Annotated in this window: 15 protein-coding genes; 6 read left to right on the top strand and 9 right to left on the bottom strand. The window is 71.5% G+C overall.

Annotated elements, in window-relative coordinates; translation table 11 throughout:
• Positions 1-2,447 (bottom strand): CarD family transcriptional regulator (locus tag AB0M52_RS12410; protein WP_363952524.1); only part of this gene is annotated, 2,447 nt, incomplete at its 3' end.
• Between the two features lie 207 nt (positions 2,448-2,654).
• Here AB0M52_RS12410 and AB0M52_RS12415 point away from each other — a divergent pair.
• Positions 2,655-3,572 carry a cyclase family protein gene (locus tag AB0M52_RS12415; RefSeq protein ID WP_363952527.1) on the top strand — a complete coding sequence of 306 codons (918 nt, stop codon included), beginning with the start codon at positions 2,655-2,657 and terminating at the stop codon, positions 3,570-3,572.
• A 212-nt stretch (positions 3,573-3,784) separates the two neighbouring features.
• On the opposite strand, the gene AB0M52_RS12420 is transcribed toward AB0M52_RS12415, so the two are convergent.
• On the bottom strand, positions 3,785-4,825 hold the full coding sequence (locus tag AB0M52_RS12420; RefSeq protein ID WP_363952530.1) for a S66 peptidase family protein: 1,041 nt from the start codon (positions 4,823-4,825) through the stop codon (positions 3,785-3,787).
• 160 nt (positions 4,826-4,985) lie between these two features.
• Between AB0M52_RS12420 and ppc the strand changes: the two genes are divergently transcribed.
• Positions 4,986-7,772 (top strand): phosphoenolpyruvate carboxylase, encoded by a 2,787-nt coding sequence (ppc, locus tag AB0M52_RS12425; protein ID WP_363952533.1) that lies wholly within the window; start codon positions 4,986-4,988, stop codon positions 7,770-7,772.
• A 79-nt stretch (positions 7,773-7,851) separates the two neighbouring features.
• Here the strand turns inward: ppc and AB0M52_RS12430 are convergent, their stop codons facing one another.
• On the bottom strand, positions 7,852-8,571 hold the full coding sequence (locus AB0M52_RS12430; protein WP_363952535.1) for a hypothetical protein: 720 nt from the start codon (positions 8,569-8,571) through the stop codon (positions 7,852-7,854).
• 95 nt (positions 8,572-8,666) lie between these two features.
• The gene (locus tag AB0M52_RS12435) at positions 8,667-8,963 is read right to left on the bottom strand and encodes a hypothetical protein (RefSeq protein ID WP_363952538.1); all 297 of its coding nucleotides are present in this window, start codon (positions 8,961-8,963) and stop codon (positions 8,667-8,669) included.
• Positions 8,964-9,215: 252 nt separating this feature from the next.
• On the opposite strand from AB0M52_RS12435, the gene AB0M52_RS12440 reads away from it, so the two are divergent.
• Complete coding sequence (locus AB0M52_RS12440; RefSeq protein ID WP_363952540.1) at positions 9,216-10,400, top strand: DNA recombination protein RmuC; 1,185 nt, start codon at positions 9,216-9,218, stop codon at positions 10,398-10,400.
• 149 nt (positions 10,401-10,549) lie between these two features.
• Positions 10,550-13,813, top strand: coding sequence for a S8 family serine peptidase (locus tag AB0M52_RS12445; RefSeq protein ID WP_363952545.1), 3,264 nt, complete (start codon positions 10,550-10,552; stop codon positions 13,811-13,813).
• 137 nt (positions 13,814-13,950) lie between these two features.
• Here the strand turns inward: AB0M52_RS12445 and AB0M52_RS12450 are convergent, their stop codons facing one another.
• A complete protein-coding gene (locus AB0M52_RS12450; protein ID WP_363952548.1) occupies positions 13,951-14,400 on the bottom strand; it encodes a hypothetical protein in 450 nt (149 codons plus the stop codon).
• 55 nt (positions 14,401-14,455) lie between these two features.
• Positions 14,456-15,445 carry a 4-hydroxy-3-methylbut-2-enyl diphosphate reductase gene (locus AB0M52_RS12455; protein ID WP_363952551.1) on the bottom strand — a complete coding sequence of 330 codons (990 nt, stop codon included), beginning with the start codon at positions 15,443-15,445 and terminating at the stop codon, positions 14,456-14,458.
• Between the two features lie 235 nt (positions 15,446-15,680).
• Here AB0M52_RS12455 and xseA point away from each other — a divergent pair, with 235 nt between their 5' ends.
• Positions 15,681-16,901 carry an exodeoxyribonuclease VII large subunit gene (gene xseA, locus AB0M52_RS12460; RefSeq protein WP_363952554.1) on the top strand — a complete coding sequence of 407 codons (1,221 nt, stop codon included), beginning with the start codon at positions 15,681-15,683 and terminating at the stop codon, positions 16,899-16,901.
• A gap of 71 nt (positions 16,902-16,972) precedes the next feature.
• On the top strand, positions 16,973-17,197 hold the full coding sequence (locus AB0M52_RS12465) for an exodeoxyribonuclease VII small subunit (protein WP_111213852.1): 225 nt from the start codon (positions 16,973-16,975) through the stop codon (positions 17,195-17,197).
• A 111-nt stretch (positions 17,198-17,308) separates the two neighbouring features.
• On the opposite strand, the gene AB0M52_RS12470 is transcribed toward AB0M52_RS12465, so the two are convergent.
• The 3 genes from AB0M52_RS12470 to AB0M52_RS12480 form a co-directional block, all read right to left on the bottom strand.
• Positions 17,309-18,142: a hypothetical protein gene (locus AB0M52_RS12470; RefSeq protein WP_363952557.1), complete on the bottom strand. Its 834-nt coding sequence runs from the start codon at positions 18,140-18,142 to the stop codon at positions 17,309-17,311.
• Positions 18,143-18,324: 182 nt separating this feature from the next.
• Positions 18,325-19,128 carry a hypothetical protein gene (locus AB0M52_RS12475; protein ID WP_363952560.1) on the bottom strand — a complete coding sequence of 268 codons (804 nt, stop codon included), beginning with the start codon at positions 19,126-19,128 and terminating at the stop codon, positions 18,325-18,327.
• Positions 19,129-19,231: 103 nt separating this feature from the next.
• Positions 19,232-19,897, bottom strand: a complete 666-nt coding sequence (locus tag AB0M52_RS12480) for a DUF4245 domain-containing protein (protein WP_363952563.1) — start codon at positions 19,895-19,897, stop codon at positions 19,232-19,234.
• Positions 19,898-19,957 lie beyond the last annotated feature (60 nt).

Below are 19,957 nucleotides of genomic sequence, written 5' to 3' on the forward strand. Positions count from 1 at the left end.
ATCACGATGTCGGCGGTGCCGTCGGCGACCATGGCCAGGGCCTGCTCGGCCTCCTTCGGCGTCTGGAACCGGGACAGCTGCCGGATGGTCACCGGGAACTGGCTCATCCGCTCGGCGAAGGTGTTGTAGTGCTGCTGCACCAGCAGGGTGGTGGGCACCAGCACGGCGACCTGCTTGCCGTCCTGCACCGCCTTGAACGCCGCCCGTACCGCGATCTCGGTCTTGCCGTAGCCGACGTCGCCGCAGATCAGCCGGTCCATCGGGACGCTCTGCTCCATGTCCCGCTTGACCTCTTCGATGGCGGCGAGCTGGTCGGGCGTCTCCTGCCAGGGGAAGGCGTCCTCCAGCTCCCGCTGCCACGGGGTGTCCGGCCCGAAGTTGTGCCCCTTGGACGCCTTGCGGGCGGCGTAGAGCTGGATCAACTGGGCGGCGATCTCGCGGACCGCCTTGCGGGCCCGGGCCTTGGACTTCTGCCAGTCCGAGCCACCCATCTTGTGCAGCGTCGGCTGCTCCCCACCGACGTATCGGCTGAGCTGGTCGAGCTGGTCGGTGGGGACGAACAGGCGGTCGCCCGGCTGGCCGCGCTTGCTCGGGGCGTACTCGATGACCAGGTACTCCCGGGAGGCGCCGTTGACCGTACGCTGCACCAGCTCGACGTACCGGCCGATGCCGTGCTGCTCGTGCACCACGTGGTCGCCGGCCCGCAGCTCCAGCGGGTCGATGGTGTTGCGCCGCCGGCTCGGCATCTTGCGCATGTCCCGGGTCGAGGTGCCCCGACCGCCGGTGATGTCGTTGCCGGTGAGCAGCACAAACCGGGCTGCCTCGTCGACGAAGCCACCGGTCAGGCTGCCGCAGGTGACCAGCAGCTCGCCCGGAGCAGGCGCGGCCGGCACCTGCTCGACCATCCTGGCCCCCAGGCCGCCGTCGCGGAGCACCTCCACCGCCCGCTGGGCGGGACCGTGCCCCTCGAAGACCAGCGCGATCGACCAGCCCTCGCCGGCCCACCGCTTCAGGTCGTCGACCACCCGGGCGGTCTCGCCGTGGTAGAGCGGGGCGGGCTGGGCGGTCAGGGTCACCGCGATCGCGTCGTCGGGCGTGATATCAACCGGCTCCGGCTCGTCCTCCCAGGGCCGCCGTTCCGGGGCCGCGCCCGGCTCGGCCATAATTCGGCCGCCGCGCCGGGAGCCGGCACTCCGGTCCGAATCAAGGCCGTCGGCCAGCCCGAACGGGGACAGCGTCCACCAGGGCTGGCGCAGCTTCCCAGCCGCCGCGCGTACGTCGGCCAGAGTGCGGAACGCCGCAGCGCCGAGGTCGATCGGGGCCTGGCCCCCGACGGCGGCCGCGGCCCAGCTGGCCTGGAGGAACTCCTCCGAGGTACGCACCAGGTCGTGCGCTCGGGTGCGGATCCGCTCCGGGTCACAGAGCAGTACGTGGGTGCCGGCCGGCATGCAGTCCAGCAGCAGCTCCATGGAGTCACCGCCGATCAGTGCCGGCGCGAGGGACTCCATCCCCTCCACCGGTACGCCGCCGGCCAGCTTGTCCAGGATCTCGGCCAGCTCCGGGTGCTGCCCGGCCAGCTCCGCGGCCCGCTCCCGGACCGCCGGGGTGAGCAGCAGCTCCCGGCAGGGCGGCGCCCAGAGCTGGGCGACCTGCTCGATGGTGCGCTGGTCGGCGACGGCGAAGGTGCGGATCTCCTCCACCTCGTCGCCCCAGAACTCGACCCGGGACGGATGCTCGTCGGTGGGCGGGAAGACGTCGAGGATGCCGCCGCGCACGGCGAACTCCCCCCGCTTGGTGACCAGGTCGACCCGGGCGTACGCCATGTCGGTCAGCCGGCGGGCCACCTGCTCCAGGTCGGCCTCGGCGCCGGCCGCCAGCCGCACCGGCTCCAGATCACCGAGCCCCTTGAGCTGCGGTTGCAGCACCGAGCGGACCGGCGCGACCACCACCCGCAGCGGGCCGGTACGCCCGTGCGCGTCCGCCGAGTCCGGATGCGCGAGTCGGCGCAACACCGCCAGCCGCCGGCCGACGGTGTCGGAGCGGGGCGAGAGCCGCTCGTGCGGCAGCGTCTCCCAGCTCGGGAAGATCGCCACCTGCTCCGGCGGCAGCAGGCCGCCCAGCGCGGCAACGAGATCCTCGGCCTCGCGGCTGGTAGCGGTCACCGCCAGCACCGGCCGCCCGGCTCCCCCGCCCGCCGCTGCGGCGGCGTTAGCCAGCCCGGGTGCGGCACCGCCGGCCGATTCCGATGCGGTGCCGCCGCGCTCGCCGGTCGGGTCGCCGCTGGCGGGATCCGCCGCGACGGCAGCGACCGCGAACGGACGCAATGCCGGCGGGGCGGTCAGGTCGAGGCCGTCGACCTGGGCCGCACCGGAGCGCGCCAGGTCACGGACGCGGGCCAGGCCCGAATCGGCCAGTGCAGCGGCGAACAGTCCGGTGAGCGCAGTCATGATCACTTCCGAGGTGAGGGCACGACGATCACCCCGCGTCCGGCCGGACGGGGGGTTATACCGGTCGACACTATCTCCCCGGCGAGACGATCCACCGCCGTCCCTGGATCCCTGGTCGCCACCACCGCCCCTGGGCTGCCGGTCCGCGGTGCCTTCGGCGAGCGGGAGATCTTGACGCCGGTTCGCGGCTGTGGTCGGCTGCCGAGAATGAGCGGGGAGTTTCGGGCACAGTTCGACGCGGAGGTCGTTTTCGCCAACGGCGGCGGCCTGCGGACCGAGGGATTCCGGCTCGACATCCCGAGCAACGAAATCGACGACAGCGACCTGGCGGCGCTGTTCGTCCGGCACCTCGGCCTGCTGATGGTGGCCGAGGTGCGGATCACGAACAAGACGATCATCGAGGAGGCCCACAAGGGTGGGCGCGCCGTCGCCGGTGCGGCGGGCGGGACCGGCGGCCGCCGCCTGGTCGAGTTGAGCCATGTGATCAGCGATGGGCTGACCACCCTGCCCGGCTGGCCGGCGCCCCGGATCAGCGAATGGCTGTCCCGCGAGGCGTCCCGGGAGCGGTACGCCCCGGGCACCGAGTTCCAGGTGGCCCGGATAGACATGATCGCCAACACCGGCACCTACCTGGACACGCCCGCACACCGGTACGCCGACGGGGCCGACCTGGCCGGCACCGCCCTGGACCGCCTCGCCGACCTGCCCGGGATCGTGGTACGACTGCCCGCCGGCACCCGCGCGGTGGACCGCCTGCTGCTAGCGCCGTACGACGTCGCCGGGAAGGCCGTGCTGCTGCACACCGGCTGGGACGCGCACTTCGGCACCGACCGGTACGGCGCTCCGGAGGCGCCCTACCTGACCGGCGACGGTGCCCGGGCACTGGTGGACGCGGGTGCCACCCTGGTCGGCATCGACTCGATCAACATCGACGACATGGGCCCCACGGCGGCTGGTGAGCGTCCCGCGCACAGTGCCCTGCTGGCCGCCGGCATCCCGATCGTGGAGCACCTCACCGGGCTGGACGGGCTGCCGCCCGACGGCTTCCGGTTCACCGCCGCCCCACCGCTGGTGGCGGGCATGGGCACCTTCCCGGTCCGCGCGTTCGCCGCAGTCGACGCCTGACCGTCGCCCCGGCCGGTCGCTGATCGTTGGCAGTGGAGTGACACGACACGCCGGTGCAGGAGTCGCTGAAGCGCCAACGATCAGATGCGTGGTCGAGGGAGCACCCGGCGCGGGCGTCTTCGTGCGCGACCCGAACCACTGACCCCGCCATGACGCAAGTTGACGATGCCGGGTGGGTCGGTCATCAGCCCGTCGGTGTTTGGCGACGAACGTCAGTAGCGCACTGAGATCCGGTGCTTGACCGCGTCGATCCGGACCTCGCCGCCGTACGGGATGATCAGCTGCGGGTCGGTATGGCCGAGGTCGACGTCGAAGACCAGCACCGCGTCCGGTTGGTACTCGGCGAAGGCCCGGGTGACTGCGGCGCGCTGGTCCCGGGCGTAGTCCGCCTTCTCGGCCGGCGTCAACCGGCGGCCGAAGTCCCACGCCTTGGCGCGGCCGACCAGCGCGGCGGGGAAGCCGGCGAGCAGGCCGCGTTCGCCGAGGTTGCGCAGCATCCGGTAGACCTCGATGGCTGGCGGTAGCTCCTCGGAGGTCTCCATCAGGAAGATGGAACCGGCCAGCGACTCCACCGGGCCGACCCGGTCAGCGGCGAGCAGCCAGTGCAGCACCTCCAGGTTGCCACCCCAGGTGCGGCCCTCGACCACGGCGGCTGGGCCCTGCCAGCGCCAGCCCGCGCCGGGGAACATCACCGGCTCGTCCGCCAGGCACCCGGGATTGTTCCAGTCGTTCGGCTCGTCGCCCCACTCCGGCGCCGGGGTCAGGTCGTACCAGCCGGAGGTGAACAGCGCGGCGCGCAGCGAGTCGGCGGTCAGCGGGTGCAGCGCGCCGGGCCGACCGAGGTGCACCAGCACCGATCCGCCGTGGTAACTCACGATGCCGAGGCGGTGCAGGTCGTTGAGCATGTTGGTGTTGTCCGAGTAGCCGAAGTAGGGCTTCGGGTTGGCCCGCAGCACCTCGTCGTCCAGGTGCGGGGTGACGGTGATCAGGTCGTCGCCGCCCACCGTGGCCAGCACGGCCGTGATGTCCGGATCGGCGAAGGCCTCGGTCAGGTCCCGGGCCCGGTCACGCGGGTCGGCACCCATGATCCGGGTGGTCGGGTACTCCACCGGCTCCAGGCTGTACTCCTCGCGCAGCCGGCGCAGCCCCAGTTCGTACACCTGCGGGAACAGACCCGGCAGCCCGGCGGAGGGTGAGACGACCGCGACCCGGTCGCCGGGCTGCGGTTTCGCGGGATAGATCAACGACGCCATGTGCCGACGCTACCGGCCGCCCACAGGGCGGAGCCGTCGTCAACACCGCCGAACATGATGAAGGCGACAACCCGGGGTCCCTCCTTACAAGCGGGTTCACGCGGATACGATCGGGGGAGTCGGACAGCGCTGTCCTTCGTACTCACGTAAGGAGCGCATGGTGACCGACCAGCACGATCACGACGGCCCCGACGCCGCCCTGCGCGCCGACATCCGCCGCCTGGGCACGCTGCTCGGGCAGACCCTGGCCCGCCAGGAGGGGCGCCCGCTGCTCGACCTCGTCGAGGAGATCCGCGCCCAGGTCCGCACCGACGCCCCGGCTGCCGCCCGACGGCTCGGCGGGCTCGACGTGACCACCGGCACCAAGCTGGCCCGCGCCTTCTCCACCTACTTCCACCTGGCCAACATCACCGAACAGGTGCACCGGGCCCGCGACCTGCGCCGCCGCCGCGCGGTGCAGGGTGGCTGGCTGGACCAGGCGGCGAAGATGATCGCCGAGCGTGGGGTGCCGGCCGAGGAGATCGCCTCGGTGGCCCGCCGGTTGGCGGTACGCCCGGTCTTCACCGCCCACCCGACCGAGGCGGCCCGCCGGTCGATCCTGTCCAAGCTGCGCGCGATCGCCGACGAGTTGGACGCCGAGACGGCCAACGCGATCCTCTACGGCGCCAGCGACGAGGGCCCGGCGAACCGGCGGCTGGCCGAACTGCTGGACCTCATGTGGCAGACCGACGAGCTGCGGCTGGACCGGCCGGACCCGACCGACGAGGCCCGCAACGCCATCTACTACCTGCGTGACCTGCACGCCGAGGCGGCTCCGCAGGTGCTCGACGACCTCGCCGAGACGCTGCGCACCCTCGGCGTGGAGACCTCGCCGACGGCCCGGCCGCTGACCTTCGGCACCTGGATCGGCGGCGACCGGGACGGCAACCCGTTCGTCACCCCCACGGTGACCCGCGAGGTGCTGGCCATCCAGCACGAACATGGCCTGTCCGCCACCGAGGCGGCGCTGGACGAGCTGATCAACGAGGTGTCCGTCTCCCGCCGGTTGCGCGGGGTGTCGCTGGACCTCTCCGCCAGCCTCGCCGCCGACCTCGACGCGCTGCCCGAGGTGGCGCCTCGGTTCCGTCGGGTGAACGCCGAGGAGCCGTACCGCCTGAAGGCCCGCTGCGTACGCGCCAAGCTCGCGAACACCCGGGCCCGGCTGCGTCAGGGCACGCCGCACGTGCCGGGGCGCGACTACCGCGGCTCCGCCGAGCTGATCGCCGATCTGGAGCTGCTGCGCGCCTCGCTGGCCCGCAACTCCGGCCAGCTCACCGCCGTCGGCCGGCTCGCCTCGACCATCCGTACCGTCTCCGCGTTCGGCCTGCACCTGGCGACCATGGACGTCCGCGAGCACGCCGAGGCACACCACGCGGTGCTGGCCCAGTTGTACGCGGCGGTCGGCGAGGTCTCCGACTACCCGGCGCTGACCCGGCTGGAGCGCACCAAGCTGCTCGCCGACGAGCTGACCGGCCGTCGGCCGCTGTCCACGGCGGACACCCCGTTGACCGAGACGGCCCGCAAGACGTTCGACGTGTTCGGCACCATCCGCGATGCGCAGGACCGGTTCGGCACCGAGGTGATCGAGTCGTACATCATCTCGATGACCCTCGGCGTGGACGACGTGCTCGCGGCGGTGGTGCTCGCCCGCGAGGCCGGGCTGGTCGACGTGCACAGCGGCCGGGCCCGGATCGGCATCGTGCCGCTGCTGGAGACCCCGGCCGAGCTGAACGCCGGTGGTGACCTGCTCGACGAGTTGCTGTCGCTGCCGGCGTACCGGGCGCTGGTGGCCGCCCGGGGCGACGTGCAGGAAGTGATGCTCGGCTACTCGGACTCCAACAAGGAGGCCGGCATCACCACCAGCCAGTGGTCCATCCACCGGGCCCAGCGGTCGCTGCGGGACGTGGCCGCCCGGCACGGGGTGCACCTGCGGCTGTTCCACGGCCGGGGCGGCACGGTGGGGCGCGGCGGCGGGCCGACGCACGACGCGATCCTGGCCCAGCCGTACGGCACGCTGGACGGCGCGATCAAGGTGACCGAGCAGGGCGAGGTCATCTCCGACAAGTACACGCTGCCCGCGCTGGCCCGGGAGAACCTGGAGCTGACCGTGGCCGCCGTGCTGCAGGCGACGCTGCTGCACACCGCGCCCCGGCAGCCGGCCGAGATGCTGGAGCGCTGGGACGCGGCGATGGACGCGGTGTCGGAGTCCGCGTACCGGTCGTACCGGTCGCTGGTGGAGGATCCGGATCTGCCGGCGTACTTCTGGGCGTCCACGCCGACCGAGCTGCTCGGGGCGTTGAACATCGGCTCCCGGCCGGCGAAGCGGCCGAACACCGGTGCCGGGCTGTCCGGGCTGCGGGCCATTCCGTGGGTGTTCGGCTGGACCCAGACCCGGCAGATCGTGCCCGGCTGGTTCGGGGTGGGCTCCGGCCTGGCCGCCGCCCGGGAGGCCGGCCTGGCCGACGTGTTGGCCGAGATGCACCGCAACTGGCACTTCTTCCGCACGTTCCTGTCGAACGTGGAAATGATGGTGACCAAGACCGACCTCGGCATCGCCCGCCGGTACGTGGAGACCCTGGTGCCGAAGAAGCTGCACCCGATCTTCGAGAAGATCGAGCAGGAGTACGAGCTGACCAAGCGGGAGGTCCTGGCGGTGACCGATTCGCCGGACCTGCTGGAGAACTCCCCGGTCCTGCAACGCACCCTCGCGGTACGCGACACCTACCTGGAGCCGCTGCACCACCTACAGGTGGCGCTGCTGCGGCAGTACCGCGACTCCGGCGCCGCCGGACGGGCGGTGGCCACCGCGCCGGGCGGCCGGCGGGCCCCCGGCGACGGCACCGCCCTGGAGCGCGCCCTGCTCACCACGGTCAACGGCATCGCCGCCGGCATGCGCAACACCGGCTGACGTGTAAGGAAGGGGCCCTTGTTAACGCCTCCGGTAGAGGAAGGGCCCCTTCTTAACGCCTGACCGCCGGGTGGTCGCGTCAGAAGTCGCCGCCACCGAAATCGCCGCCGCCGAAATCGCCGCCGCCGAAGTCACCGTCGCCGAAGTCGGCACTGACGTCGCCCGGGTCGGCGCCCGCCGCTGCGGCGGCGTCGTACCCGGGGTCGCCGAAGGACGGCGAGAAGAGCGCGTCGGCGATCAGCATGCCGCCGATGACCCCGGCGCCGGCCCCCAGCGCCGTCTTCCACCACGGGGTGGAGTACCAGCCCGCCGGCACCGGCCGGCCGCGCATCCGCCCGCCTGGGTAGTAGTAGGGCGTGTCCCGGCCGGGCTGCGGGCCGGCCTTGAACGTCTGGCCCTGGACGTCGACCTGCCGAGGCACGGTCAACGCGCCGGCCCCGCTCGCGGCGGCCAGGGGTGGCAGGTCCGGTCCCGGTTCGATGCCGAGCGCCAAGCGGGCGGCCCGGATGTAGGTGAGCCCCTCCACCGCCGTCTCCCGGGCCAGCCGGTACTGCGTGATGCTCTTGGCCTGCTGCAGTTGCGAGCCGGCGGCGTGGTAGCGCTCGGCGGCGTCGGCCAGCGCCTGACGCACCGCCGGATCGTCACCGCCGAGGTTCATCAGCTGACCGCCAAGGCGCTCGTACCAGCGTCGCGCGTCAGCCTGCACGTCGGCGAGTTCGCGCGCCGCACGCTGCCGCTGCCACCAGACCAGGCCGGCAACGAGCACCACCATCAGGAGTACGACCAGCAGAGGTTCCACGGATCAAACGTACCCACCCGGCGCCACGGACCCACCTGCCGAGCGGCCGACCCCCCGTTACCCCACAGCCGGCCGCCCCATTCCGCCCGCTCAGGTCACATGGTCGACCGCAGCGCCCCGTAGCCGAGCAGGAGCACGATGACGGTGACGCTCACGTAGGTCAGGGTGCGCAGCAGCGGACGGCGATGCGGCGCCCGCGAGAGCAACGCGGCGCTGGTCAGTTGACCCACGAGAACCATCAGCGGCGCGAAGATCAGAATCCCGGTCCGCTGAGAGCCGCCGAAGGCCGGCGTCGGGTACACCGATCGGAGTGCCGAATCGATCATGGCGAGCCACGAGACCGGCGCAGGATCTCCCACGACGGCCTGCGACGCGATGGCGAGGAACTCCACCGGGGACGAGCCCGGTCGAGGAACGCAATTCCGCCGCGTAGTCCTGAGGCGACTCGACGGCGATCTGCTCAGGATTCTCCTCCAGGTGCTGCCGCAGATCGTTGACAAGTTCACGACGGCGTCGCCACGGCACATCCAACAGGAGGTTATCCACCGTCGAGACGTACTCCTGAATTCCCGTGGATTGCCTCCAGCGGCGAGGCGCGAGCACCCATCGCGGCGCGGGTCGCTCATCTTTGGCAAGCTCGGGAGATGGAGCTAACGACCCTGGCGGTTGTCGTCGTCTGCCTCGGTGCCGGCGGCGCGGTCGGCTGGTTCGCCGCCCGGTCCCGCGCGGCGACCGAGATCGCCCGGCTGGACGCCACCCTGCGCGCCACCCGCGAGGGCGAGGGGCGGCTGGAGCAGTCGATGCGGGCGTTGAGCTACGAGGCGACGGCCCAGTCGCAGGAGGCGGTCGCGCGGGCGGTGGCCCCGCTGCACGAGACGCTGCGCCGCTACGAGCAGCGAGTGGCCGAACTGGAGCGCGACCGGGTCGACGCGTACGCCGAGCTGCGTGAACAGGTCCGGGCGATGAGCACGGTCTCCGGCGAGTTGCGCACCGAGACCAAGCAACTGGTGGCGGCGCTGCGCGCGCCGCAGGTGCGCGGCCGGTGGGGCGAGCACCAGCTGCGCCGGATCGTCGAGGCCGCCGGCATGTTGGAACACTGCGACTTCTCCGAGCAGGTCACCGCTGCCACCGACCACCAGACGGTCCGCCCCGACCTGGTGGTACGCCTGCACGGCGGCCGGACCGTGGTGGTGGACGCGAAGGCACCGTTCGACGCGTACCTCACCGCGATGGAGGCGCGCGACGAGCGCGGCCGGGACGCCCACCTCGACGCGCACGCCCGGCACCTGCGGGCCCACGTCGACGCGCTGGCCGCCAAGTCGTACTGGGCGGCGTTCGAGTCCACTCCGGAGTTCGTGGTGCTCTTCGTGCCGGCCGACCCGTTCCTGGACGTGGCCCTGCAACGCGACCCCACGCTGCTGGAGCACGCCTTCGCTCGCAATATCGTGCTGGCCACTCCGGCCACTCTGGTCGCGATGCTGCGTACGGTGGCCTGGTCCTGGCGGCAGGAACAGCTTGCCCACAACGCGATGGAGGTGCACTCACTGGCCCGGGAACTCTACGGGCGACTGTCCACCCTCGGCGAGCACGTCGGCAAGCTCGGCACCTCGCTCGGCGGGGCGGTTACCGCGTACAACCGGGCAGTGGGGTCGCTGGAAGCGCGGGTGCTGGTCAGTGCCCGGAAGCTGGCCGAGCTGGGCGTTTCCGACCAGGAACTGGTCACGCCGGGGCAGGTGGAGCTGGCACCCCGGCAACCGCAGGCGCCCGAGTTGCTTAGCGACTATTCCACATCGGATGGTCGAAGTCGGTCAGCCGAATCACGCCCCTGACAGCCGCGATGTGACAAAGAGAGACTTGAATGTCACGAGATGGTCACAACGCCCTTGTCGGTAGTGACATCGATGGTCGCTACCGCGAAGTATTTCGCTCACGCGTGCCCTGTATCTGAGGGCGCCCTGTTCTCTGGAGGAAAGAGAACGTGAGTAAACCCCGGAACCTGAGCCGGCGTACCTCCGCCGCGCTCTTCGCATCGGTCATGGCGGCCAGCGCCGTGACCGTGGCGGGCGGTGCCGCCACCGCGAGCGCCGCACCTGCCGCCGACCCCGCGCAGGTCACCCCCGTTGAGGCGCTGGGCCAGCACGACGCCAAGCTGCTCGCCGAGGCGGAGGCGAAGAAGGCACCCACCGTCACGATGATCGTCGCCACCGAGAAGGGTAAGGCGAAGGACGTCGCGGAGGACCTCAAGGACCTCGGCGCCGCGGTCACCGAGCGCTACGACACCATCGGCTACGTGCTGGCCAAGGTGCCGACCAGCAAGGCGGTCAAGGCCGCCACCCTGCCCGGCGTCGCCGCGGTCGACCTGGACGAGAAGATCCAGCTGCCGGACCCCAAGCCGGAGGTCGTTCAGGGCGCCAAGAAGGGCGACAAGCAGGGCAGCACGCTCAGCGGCCCGGGCGCCAGCACGCCCGCCGACAACGCGTACATGCCGACGGGCGAGACCGGTGCGGTCAAGTTCGTCAAGCAGAACGCGAAGTGGGACGGCCGCGGCGTCACCATCGGCATCATGGACTCGGGTGTCGACCTGGAGCACCCGGCGCTGCAGCAGACCACCACCGGCGAGCGGAAGATCGTCGACTGGGTCACCGCGACCGACCCGTTCGAGGACGCCACCTGGCGGCCGATGATCACGCAGGTGACCGGTCCGACGTTCACCGTGGCGGGCCGCACCTGGACTGCGCCGGCCGGCACCTACCGGTTCAACCTGTTCAGCGAGTCGATCACCAACAACAGTGAGCCGGCCGGTGACGTCAACCGCGACGGCGACCGGACCGACCAGTTCGGCATCCTGTTCGACCCGGCGACCAACAACATCTGGGTCGACACCGACCAGGACGGCGACTTCACCGACGAGACCGTGATGCGGCCGTACAAGGAGAAGTTCGACGTCGGCTACTTCGGCACCGACGACCCGGCGACTCCGGTCAAGGAGCGGATGTCGTTCGTTGTCGAGTACCGCAAGAACATCGACACCACTCCGGTCGGCGGCCCGGGCCTGGTCGACTACGTCAACATCGGCATCATCGAGAGCGCGCACGGCACGCACGTGGCCGGCATCACCGCCGCCAACAGCATGCTGGGCAACAGCGCGTTCAACGGTGCCGCCCCCGGCGCCAAGATCGTTTCCTCCCGCGCCTGCTCCTGGGGCGGCGGCTGCACGTACGCCGCGCTCACCACGGGCATGGCCGACCTGGTGATCAACCGTGGGGTCGACGTCATCAACATGTCGATCGGCGGCCTGCCGGCGCTCAACGACGGCAACAACGCCCGCGCCACCCTCTACAACAACCTGATCACCACCTACGGGGTGCAGATGTTCATCTCGGCCGGCAACTCCGGCCCGGGTGTGAACACCATCGGCGACCCGTCGGCCTCGAGCAACGTGGTCAGCGTGGCGGCGAGCGTCAGCAAGGACACCTGGCTGGCCAACTATGGCTCGGTGGTCAAGAAGAAGAACGCCCTGTTCAACTTCTCCTCGCGCGGCCCGCGTGAGGACGGCGGCGCCAAGCCGAACATCGCCGCCCCGGGCTCGGCCATCTCCACCACCCCGGTCTGGCAGGCCGGCAGCCCGGTCGCCGAGGCCGGCTACGCGCTCCCGCCGGGCTACGGCATGTTCAACGGTACGTCGATGGCCTCACCGCAGGCCGCCGGTGCCGCCGCGCTGCTGCTCTCGGCAGCCAAGGCGACCGACAAGGGCGTCACGCCGGAGGCGCTGCGCCGGGCGATCTACTCCTCGGCCAAGCCGATCGCCGACACCCCCGCGTACGCGCAGGGTTACGGCATGTTCGACGTGCCGGGCGCGTGGAAGCTGCTCAAGAAGGGCGTGGAGACCCGCTCCTACACCTCCGACGCCCCGGTCTGCACGCCGCTGTCCAACCAGCTGGCCACCCCGCACCGAGGCACCGGCGTCTACAACCGCTGCGACTCGGCCAACGGTGGCCACAAGGTCAACGAGTCGAAGTCGTACCAGGTCCAGCTGACCCGGACCAGCGGCCCGGCCGGCAACATCAGGCACAACGTCGGCCTGCGTGGCAACGACGGCACCTTCTCGGCGCCGAAGAACGTCACCCTGCCGCTGAACCAGACCGTCACCATCACGGTCACCGCCAAGCCCAAGACGGCGGGCGCGCACGGCACGATCGTCACCGTCGACGACCCGGCCACCAACACGATCGACTTCGAGTTCTCCGCCGTGGTGGTGGCCTCGAACGACGTCAGCGCGCCCAACTTCGCCTACTCGGGTCAGGGCTCGGTGGACCGCAACAGCACCACGTCGTACTTCGTGACGGTGCCGCCGGGCACCGGTGCGCTGCAGGTGAACCTCTCCGGCATCGCCACCGGGTCGCAGACCCGCTTCATCGCCATCAACCCGTACGGCGTGCCGGTGGAGAGCACCTCCAGCCTGGCCTGCTTCACCAACCACGTCAGCACGGTCGTCTGCAACACGTTCGAGCGTGACTACCAGAACCCGATCCCGGGTGTCTGGGAGATCGAGGTCGAGTCCCGGCGGACCTCGCCGTCCCTGAACAACCCGTACCAGCTCCAGGCGCGGGTGCAGGGCGTCGCGGTCGAGCCGGCCGTGGTCGAGCTGCCGGCGGTCAACGCCGGTGTCGCGACCCCGGTCACCTGGTCGCTGAAGAACACCTTCGGCCCGGTCACGGTGACCGGCCAGGGCGGCCCGCTGTCCAGCGTGCACGCCGAGCGGCCGACCATCGTCGAGCTGGCCCAGCAGGAGTTCACCGTCGAGGTGCCGGCGGGCGTCACCACCTTCACCGCCCGCATCGGTAACCCGTCGAACGCCAGTGCCGACCTCGACCTGTTCGTCTACCGGGGCAGCACGCTGGTGGGCTACAACGCCGACGGTGACTCGGAGGAGTTCGTGACCCTCACCAACCCGGTGGCGGGCACCTACACCGTCGTCGTGGACGCGTACTCGGTGGACGGCGCGGGTGGCAGCACCGCGTACGACTACCGTGACTCGTTCTCGTCGCCGGCGCTGGGCACGCTCACGGCGTCGAGCAGCTCGCTCACCCTGGCCCACGGCGCCACCGGCACCCTCTCGGGTACGGTGACCGCCCAGTCCGCCCCGTCCGCGGGCCGGACGCTCTCCGGTGAGCTCGCCGTGGTGACCAACGAAGGCGCGGTCGTCGGCCGCGGCGCGGTCTCCATCGGTGCGGTGAACTGACACACCACCACCCAAAAGGGAGCCCGTCTCCGGACCTCCGGAGACGGGCTCCCGTCTGTCTGGGACCGCTCAAGTCGTGACCGCTTGTCGGCCCGCCCACCAGCCGCCTCGCTGGCTGGCGTCGGCGGGCAGCGTGGTCAGGAACGGCGGGCGGAGGCCACCTTGAACGGCGTGCCCTGCTGGCAGGTGGTGAGCATGTCCGGCGCGGGCTGGCCGGTCACCGTCACCGACGCGCCCGCGGTCAGCACGTCGCGGGGGCCGCCGAGCAGCAGGTAACCGTCGAGCAGCAGGCAACCGGGCTCGACCCCGGACTCGACCCGACCGGTCAGGGTCATCGCAGCGGTCGCCGTCGGCTTCGGCGGGCCGCCCCGGGTCTTGCCGGGCAGCGGGGTGACCGGAGCCGTGGGGTCCACCGGGTCGGAGGGCGAGGGCATGGCGCCGGTCGGATCCGGGGTCGGCAGCTCGGTCACGGGTGTCACTCCCGTCGGGGTCGGTGCGGCGGGGCCGTCCCCCGCTCCCTGGCCGCCGCAGGCGACGAGCGCCGTGCAGACGATCAGCGCGGTGGCGGCGATCCGAAGGGTCCTCATACCCACCTCTGACGCAGCAGGCCGGTCAGCCGTTCCATCGGCGCGGGCCGACGGATCAGCCCCGAGCCGCCGCGGCGGCCTTCATGTCGCGCTTGAGCTCCTGCGGCAGCGAGAAGGTGAGCCGCTCGTTGGCGGTCACCACCTCCTCCACGTCGGCGAAGCCGCGCTCGGCGAGGTGCGTCAGCACCTCCTGGACCAGCTCGTCCGGGACGCTCGCCCCGGAGGTCAGGCCCACCGTGCGCGCCTCGGCCAGCCAGGCGTCGTCGATCTCGTGGGCGAAGTCGACCAGGTGCCCGGCGCCGGCCCCGGCGTCCAGGGCCACCTCGACCAGTCGTACCGAGTTGGAGGAGTTGCGCGACCCGACGACGATCACCACGTCGCACTCCGCCGCGATCTCCTTGACCACGTGCTGCCGGTTGCTGGTGGCGTAGCAGATGTCGTCGCTGGGCGGCGACTGGAGCATCGGCAGCCGCTTCTTGAGCCGGGCCACCGTCTCCATGGTCTCGTCCACCGACAGCGTGGTCTGCGACAGCCAGACGACCTTGTTCGGGTCCCGCACGGTGATCCGGTCGGCGTCCGCCGGACCGTCCACCAGCTGGATGTGCTCGGGGGCCTCGCCGGCGGTGCCGATGACCTCCTCGTGGCCCTCGTGACCGATGAGCAGAATGTCGTAGTCCTCGGCGGCGAACCGCTTCGCCTCCTGGTGCACCTTGGTCACCAGCGGGCAGGTCGCGTCGATCGCCTTCAGCGACCGCTCCTTCGCCTGCTCGTAGACCTCGGGCGCCACCCCGTGCGCGGAGAAGATCACGGTGGCCCCCTCGGGCACCTCCTCGTTCTCCTCCACGAAGATCGCGCCCTGCGCCTCCAGCGTCCGCACCACGTGCTTGTTGTGCACGATCTGCTTGCGGACATAGATCGGGGCACCGTAGAGCTTGAGCGCCTCCTCGACGGTCTGCACCGCCCGGTCGACGCCCGCACAGTAACCACGGGGCTTGGCCAGGAGCACGCGCTTGCCGGTCCGGGAAGTCGTCTCAGCCTCAGTCACCCGTTCATCGTACGTGCCACGGCGGTGGGTGGCAGCGGCTGCGACCCGTACCACACGCGGGGCACGGGGCTGGGCACGATGCGCGGACCGGCACCACCGGGCAACCCCTTGACGGGTACGAGAGGACGCCTGCCATGGTGATCCAGAAGCCACACCGTGGCGATCACCGACGATGGAAACGCCGTTGACCTCATGATCGTCAGGGCCGGGGGCAGTCGGGTCGTAGGGTGGGCGGATGAGCACGGGTGGGACGGCGGCGAGCAGCTCGGAGGAACCCTGGCCGGTGCGGGTGGTCAGCCAGAAGATCGGTGCCTGGGTCGCGCGGCTGGGTTGGGTGTGGGTCGACGGGCAGGTGGCGCAGATCAGCCGCCGACCGGGCGCCAGCACTGTCTTCCTGACGCTGCGTGACCCGTCGGCCGACCTCAGTCTCACCGTCACCACCAACCGGGACGTGCTCGATTCCGGCGCTCCCGAGCTGCGCGAGGGCGCCCGCGTCGTGCTGCACGCCAAACCGGAGTTCTACGCCGCCCGGGGCACGCTCAGCCTGCGCGCCGACGAGATCCGTCAGGTCGGCCTCGGTGAGCTGCTGGCCCGGCTGGAGAAACTCAAGAAGCTGCTCGCCGCCGAGGGGCTGTTCGACCGGGCCCGCAAGCGCCGGCCACCGTTCCTGCCGCAGCGGATCGGGCTGATCACCGGCCGGGCCAGCGCCGCCGAGCGGGACGTGCTGACCAACGCGCGCCGCCGCTGGCCGGCGGTGGAGTTTCGGACGGTGAACGTCGCCGTCCAAGGCCCCGGTGCGGTGCAACAGATCGTGGACGCGCTCAAGGTGCTCGACGCCGACCCGAGCGTCGACGTGATCATCCTGGCCCGCGGCGGGGGCGGCATCGAGGACCTGCTCCCGTTCTCCGACGAGGCGCTGTGCCGGGCCGTCTTCGCCTGCCGTACGCCGGTGGTCAGCGCGATCGGCCACGAGACGGACGCGCCGCTTGTCGACTACGTGGCCGACGTGCGCGCGTCGACGCCGACCGACGCGGCCAAGCGGGTGGTGCCCGACCTGGCCGAGGAGGTACGCCTGATCACCCAGGCCCGGCACCGGCTGCATCGGGCGGTACGCAACCTGGTCGACCGCGAGACGCACCGCATCGACGCCCTGCGTTCGCGGCCGGTGCTGGCCCGACCGCAGGTGATGGTGGAGCAGCGGGCCAACGAGCTGGCCGCCCTGCGACAGCGCGCCGGGCGCTGCCTGGAACACCGCCTCGCCACCGCCGACGACGACCTGCGGCACACCCTGGCCCGGTTGCGCGCGCTGTCACCGGCGGCCACCCTCGATCGCGGGTACGCCATCGTGCAGCGCGCCGACGGCCACGTCGTCCGCGCGGCCACCCAGGTCGCCCCCGGCGACCCGCTGCGGGTACGCCTCGCCGACGGGGAACTGTCCGCCACCGTCGACACCTGACCCGCCACCGCCCGCCATGCTGGGCGGTGCGGTCGCCGGAGGTGTCGGCCGGTTGTGCTGAGATGGTTGCGATGACTGACGAGAAAACGAGCGGGCCGGACGAGCGGCTCAGCTACGAACAGGCCCGCGCCGAACTCGCGTCGGTGGTGGAGCGGCTGGAGGCCGGCGGAACCTCGCTGGAGGAGTCCCTGGCGCTCTGGGAGCGCGGCGAGGCGCTGGCGGTGATCTGCCAGCGCTGGCTCGACGGTGCCCGCGCCCGCATCGACGCCGCACGGCAGGACCCGGCCGCCGGCTGAGCCGGGCAGGCCCACGCGGAGGGTCCTCGTCGGCGACGGAGCATTCGCGGCACGGCGTGCGGCGAAACGGCGCGGCGGGAGCTGGTACGCCCCCGCAGCGACCCGTCGTCCTCAGTCGAACAGGTTGTACAGCTCCGGTGGCGCCTCGACGACCTGGTCGGACGGGGGCTTCTGGGCTGCGGTCGCGTTGCCGTAGTCGCTGTACGTCACCCGGATCTCCGGCGCGGTGGCCCCGCCGGTGCCGGGGATCTGGAGGACCAGCTCGGTGAGCCGCCCCTGCCCGTCGAGCGTCGCGGTGAAGGGCACCGAGTTGGCCTGCGCGCCGAGCGCGGTGATCAGGCCCGGGTCGATCGATCCGGCGTCGGCGGCCTTCGACACGTCGATGGTGCCGGCGTACGTGCCGTCGCCGGTACGCCGTACCTCGGTGACGGCCTGGGTGAGCACCTCGCTGCCGGCCGGGTCGACCTGGTCGAAGTCGAAGCCCAGGTTGCGGTCGCCCTGGATCCGGCTCTGGTCGAGGTGCTGGTACTTGCCGAGGTTGAACTTGTCCCGCCCGGGGACGCTGGACGCCGCCGCGCCGCTGAGATCCAGCTTGACCCAGCTGTCCGGCTTGACGTGGACCAGGTCGAGGGCCATCGCCAGGTCGTCGGTCGGCTCGCCGATGCTCACCCGCATCTCCGCGCTCTGGCTCGGTTCGTGCACCTGCCCCTCGGCGGTCGAACCGGCACCGGACATGCGGAACCGGAAGTTGCCGTTGCTGAGTTCCCGGGTCGAGTTCAGCAGCGCCTGCTTGGCGTCCGAGTCGGCCTCCGGGGCCGCACCGGAGGCGGTGGCGGACGGCGTTGAAGTGGGCCCGGCCGTGCCGCCGCCGGTGGTGCAGGCGGCGACTCCGGGCGTGAGCAGCGCGGCGGCCACGAGGCCGGCGCTCAGTCGTCGAACAGTCATCGGTGTCTCCCAGCAGGGTCACCCGACGCATCTCGCGCGCCGGAGGCTCACCCTCCTGTTCCCCGCCGCCCCGCCGGGCAATCACCCGAACCTCACGGACGGCGCACCGGGCACCGGACGCGAAACGGGGGCGAGCCGAGCCCGCCCCCGTTACGCGTACCGCCGGCTGTCGCCGGTCCGGCCTAGTTCTTGAACATCTCGTAGGTCTGCTCGCCCGCCTCGACGACCTGGTCCGCCGGCGGCTTCTGCACCGCGGTGGCGGCGCCGTAGTCGCCGTAGGTCACCTTGATGTCCTGCGCCTTGGTCTCCCCGGCCGCGGGGATGGACATGACCAGCTCGGTCACCCGGCCCTGTGCGTCGAGCTTCGCAGTGAACGGGATCGCCTTGGCCTTCTCGCCCAACTCCTTGAGCATGGCCTCGTCGGTGGCGACCGAGTCCGTCACCGCGGAAAGGTCCACCGTGCCGCTGTAGGCGCCCTCACCGGTCTTCTCCACCTCGGCGATGCCCTTGAACATCGCCTCGGCGCCGGCCGGGTCGGTGCCGGAACTGAACGGGTTCAGGCTCTTGGCGTCGCCAGCCTTGGCGGCGTCGAGGTGCTGGTACTTGTCCTTGAACGTGTCCGCGCCCGGCATTCCGGCGAACAGGTCGCCCAGGTCCATCTTCACCCAGGTGTCGGGCGTGATGTGGATGAGGTCGAAGTCCATGGTGAACTCGTCGTCGCCCATGGACATGGTCATCTGCGCGCTGTCGCTGGGCTTGTGGACCACGCCCTTGCCGGTCATCGAGTCGGCGGTGATGGTGAAGGTGAAGTTGCCCTCGGCCAGCCCCTTGGTGGAGGCGAGCAGCGCCTCCTTCGGGTCCGCCGGGACGTCCTGCGCGGACGACGACCCGGAGGGCGAGTCGGCAGTGCCGGAGTTGCAGGCGGCCACGCCAGGAACAAGCAGCGTGGCGGCGATGACGCCCACGCTCCACCGTCGAATGTTCACAGACTGTCTCTCTTCCCAACAGGGATAGCCCACCGGACCGCGCCGGCCGGGCACCGAACCCGGGGAGCGTAACGGATGACACCGACATCCGGGGGGCAGTTACTCAGTCCACGGCCGCGGCCATCTCCCGCAACTCGTTGTCCCGGGCATCCCCGACCACGATCACCGTACGGTCCGGTTGGAGCAGCACCAGCGCCTGCTCGTTGCCCCGGGCGGTGTACCGCTGCCAGGTGCTGGCCCCAAGATCGGTCTGCCCCTGCGGCCGTCCCTCGCCGGTCAACTCGGCGGGCAGCAGCCGCTCCGGTGGCACGTTGCTCTGCACCAGTTGCAGACCTCGGCCCTCCGGCGTGACATAGCCCACCCGCAGGGTCGCGCCGTCGTCGGTCGTTCGATAGTTGGCCCGCACGGTCCGCCACCCGTCGCCCAGCCCGGTCGGCTCGCTGACCGGGAACACAGCGGCCGACCGCGCCTGGTCGAAGGCCGGCGCCGGGTCGACCGTGTTCGGCTCGTCCCCGCCGAGGAACCCCCGGTAGAGCGCGAACACCAGGGCGATCGGGATCAACAACACCAGCAGCGAGATCGCCATGTCCTTCGGCGACCGTTCGGACCTGGCGGCGGGCCCCGCCGGCGGCGCCGGCTCCCCGGCGGTCCGCGCCGGGTGCGGCTGCGGCTGGGGTACGCCCGGTCCGCCCGCCCGGTCGACGGTCGGCTGGTCGCCGGTCGACGGCTGGTCGGCGGGCACGCGGTCGGCAGGCTGTGCGGGTTCCACCCCGCTATTCTCGCAGCCGCCCGACCGGCGGTATCCGGCCCATCACCGCCCCGCTCCGGT

Source organism: Micromonospora sp. NPDC051296, from assembly GCF_040682255.1.
In the GTDB taxonomy this organism is placed as follows: domain Bacteria; phylum Actinomycetota; class Actinomycetes; order Mycobacteriales; family Micromonosporaceae; genus Micromonospora; species Micromonospora craterilacus.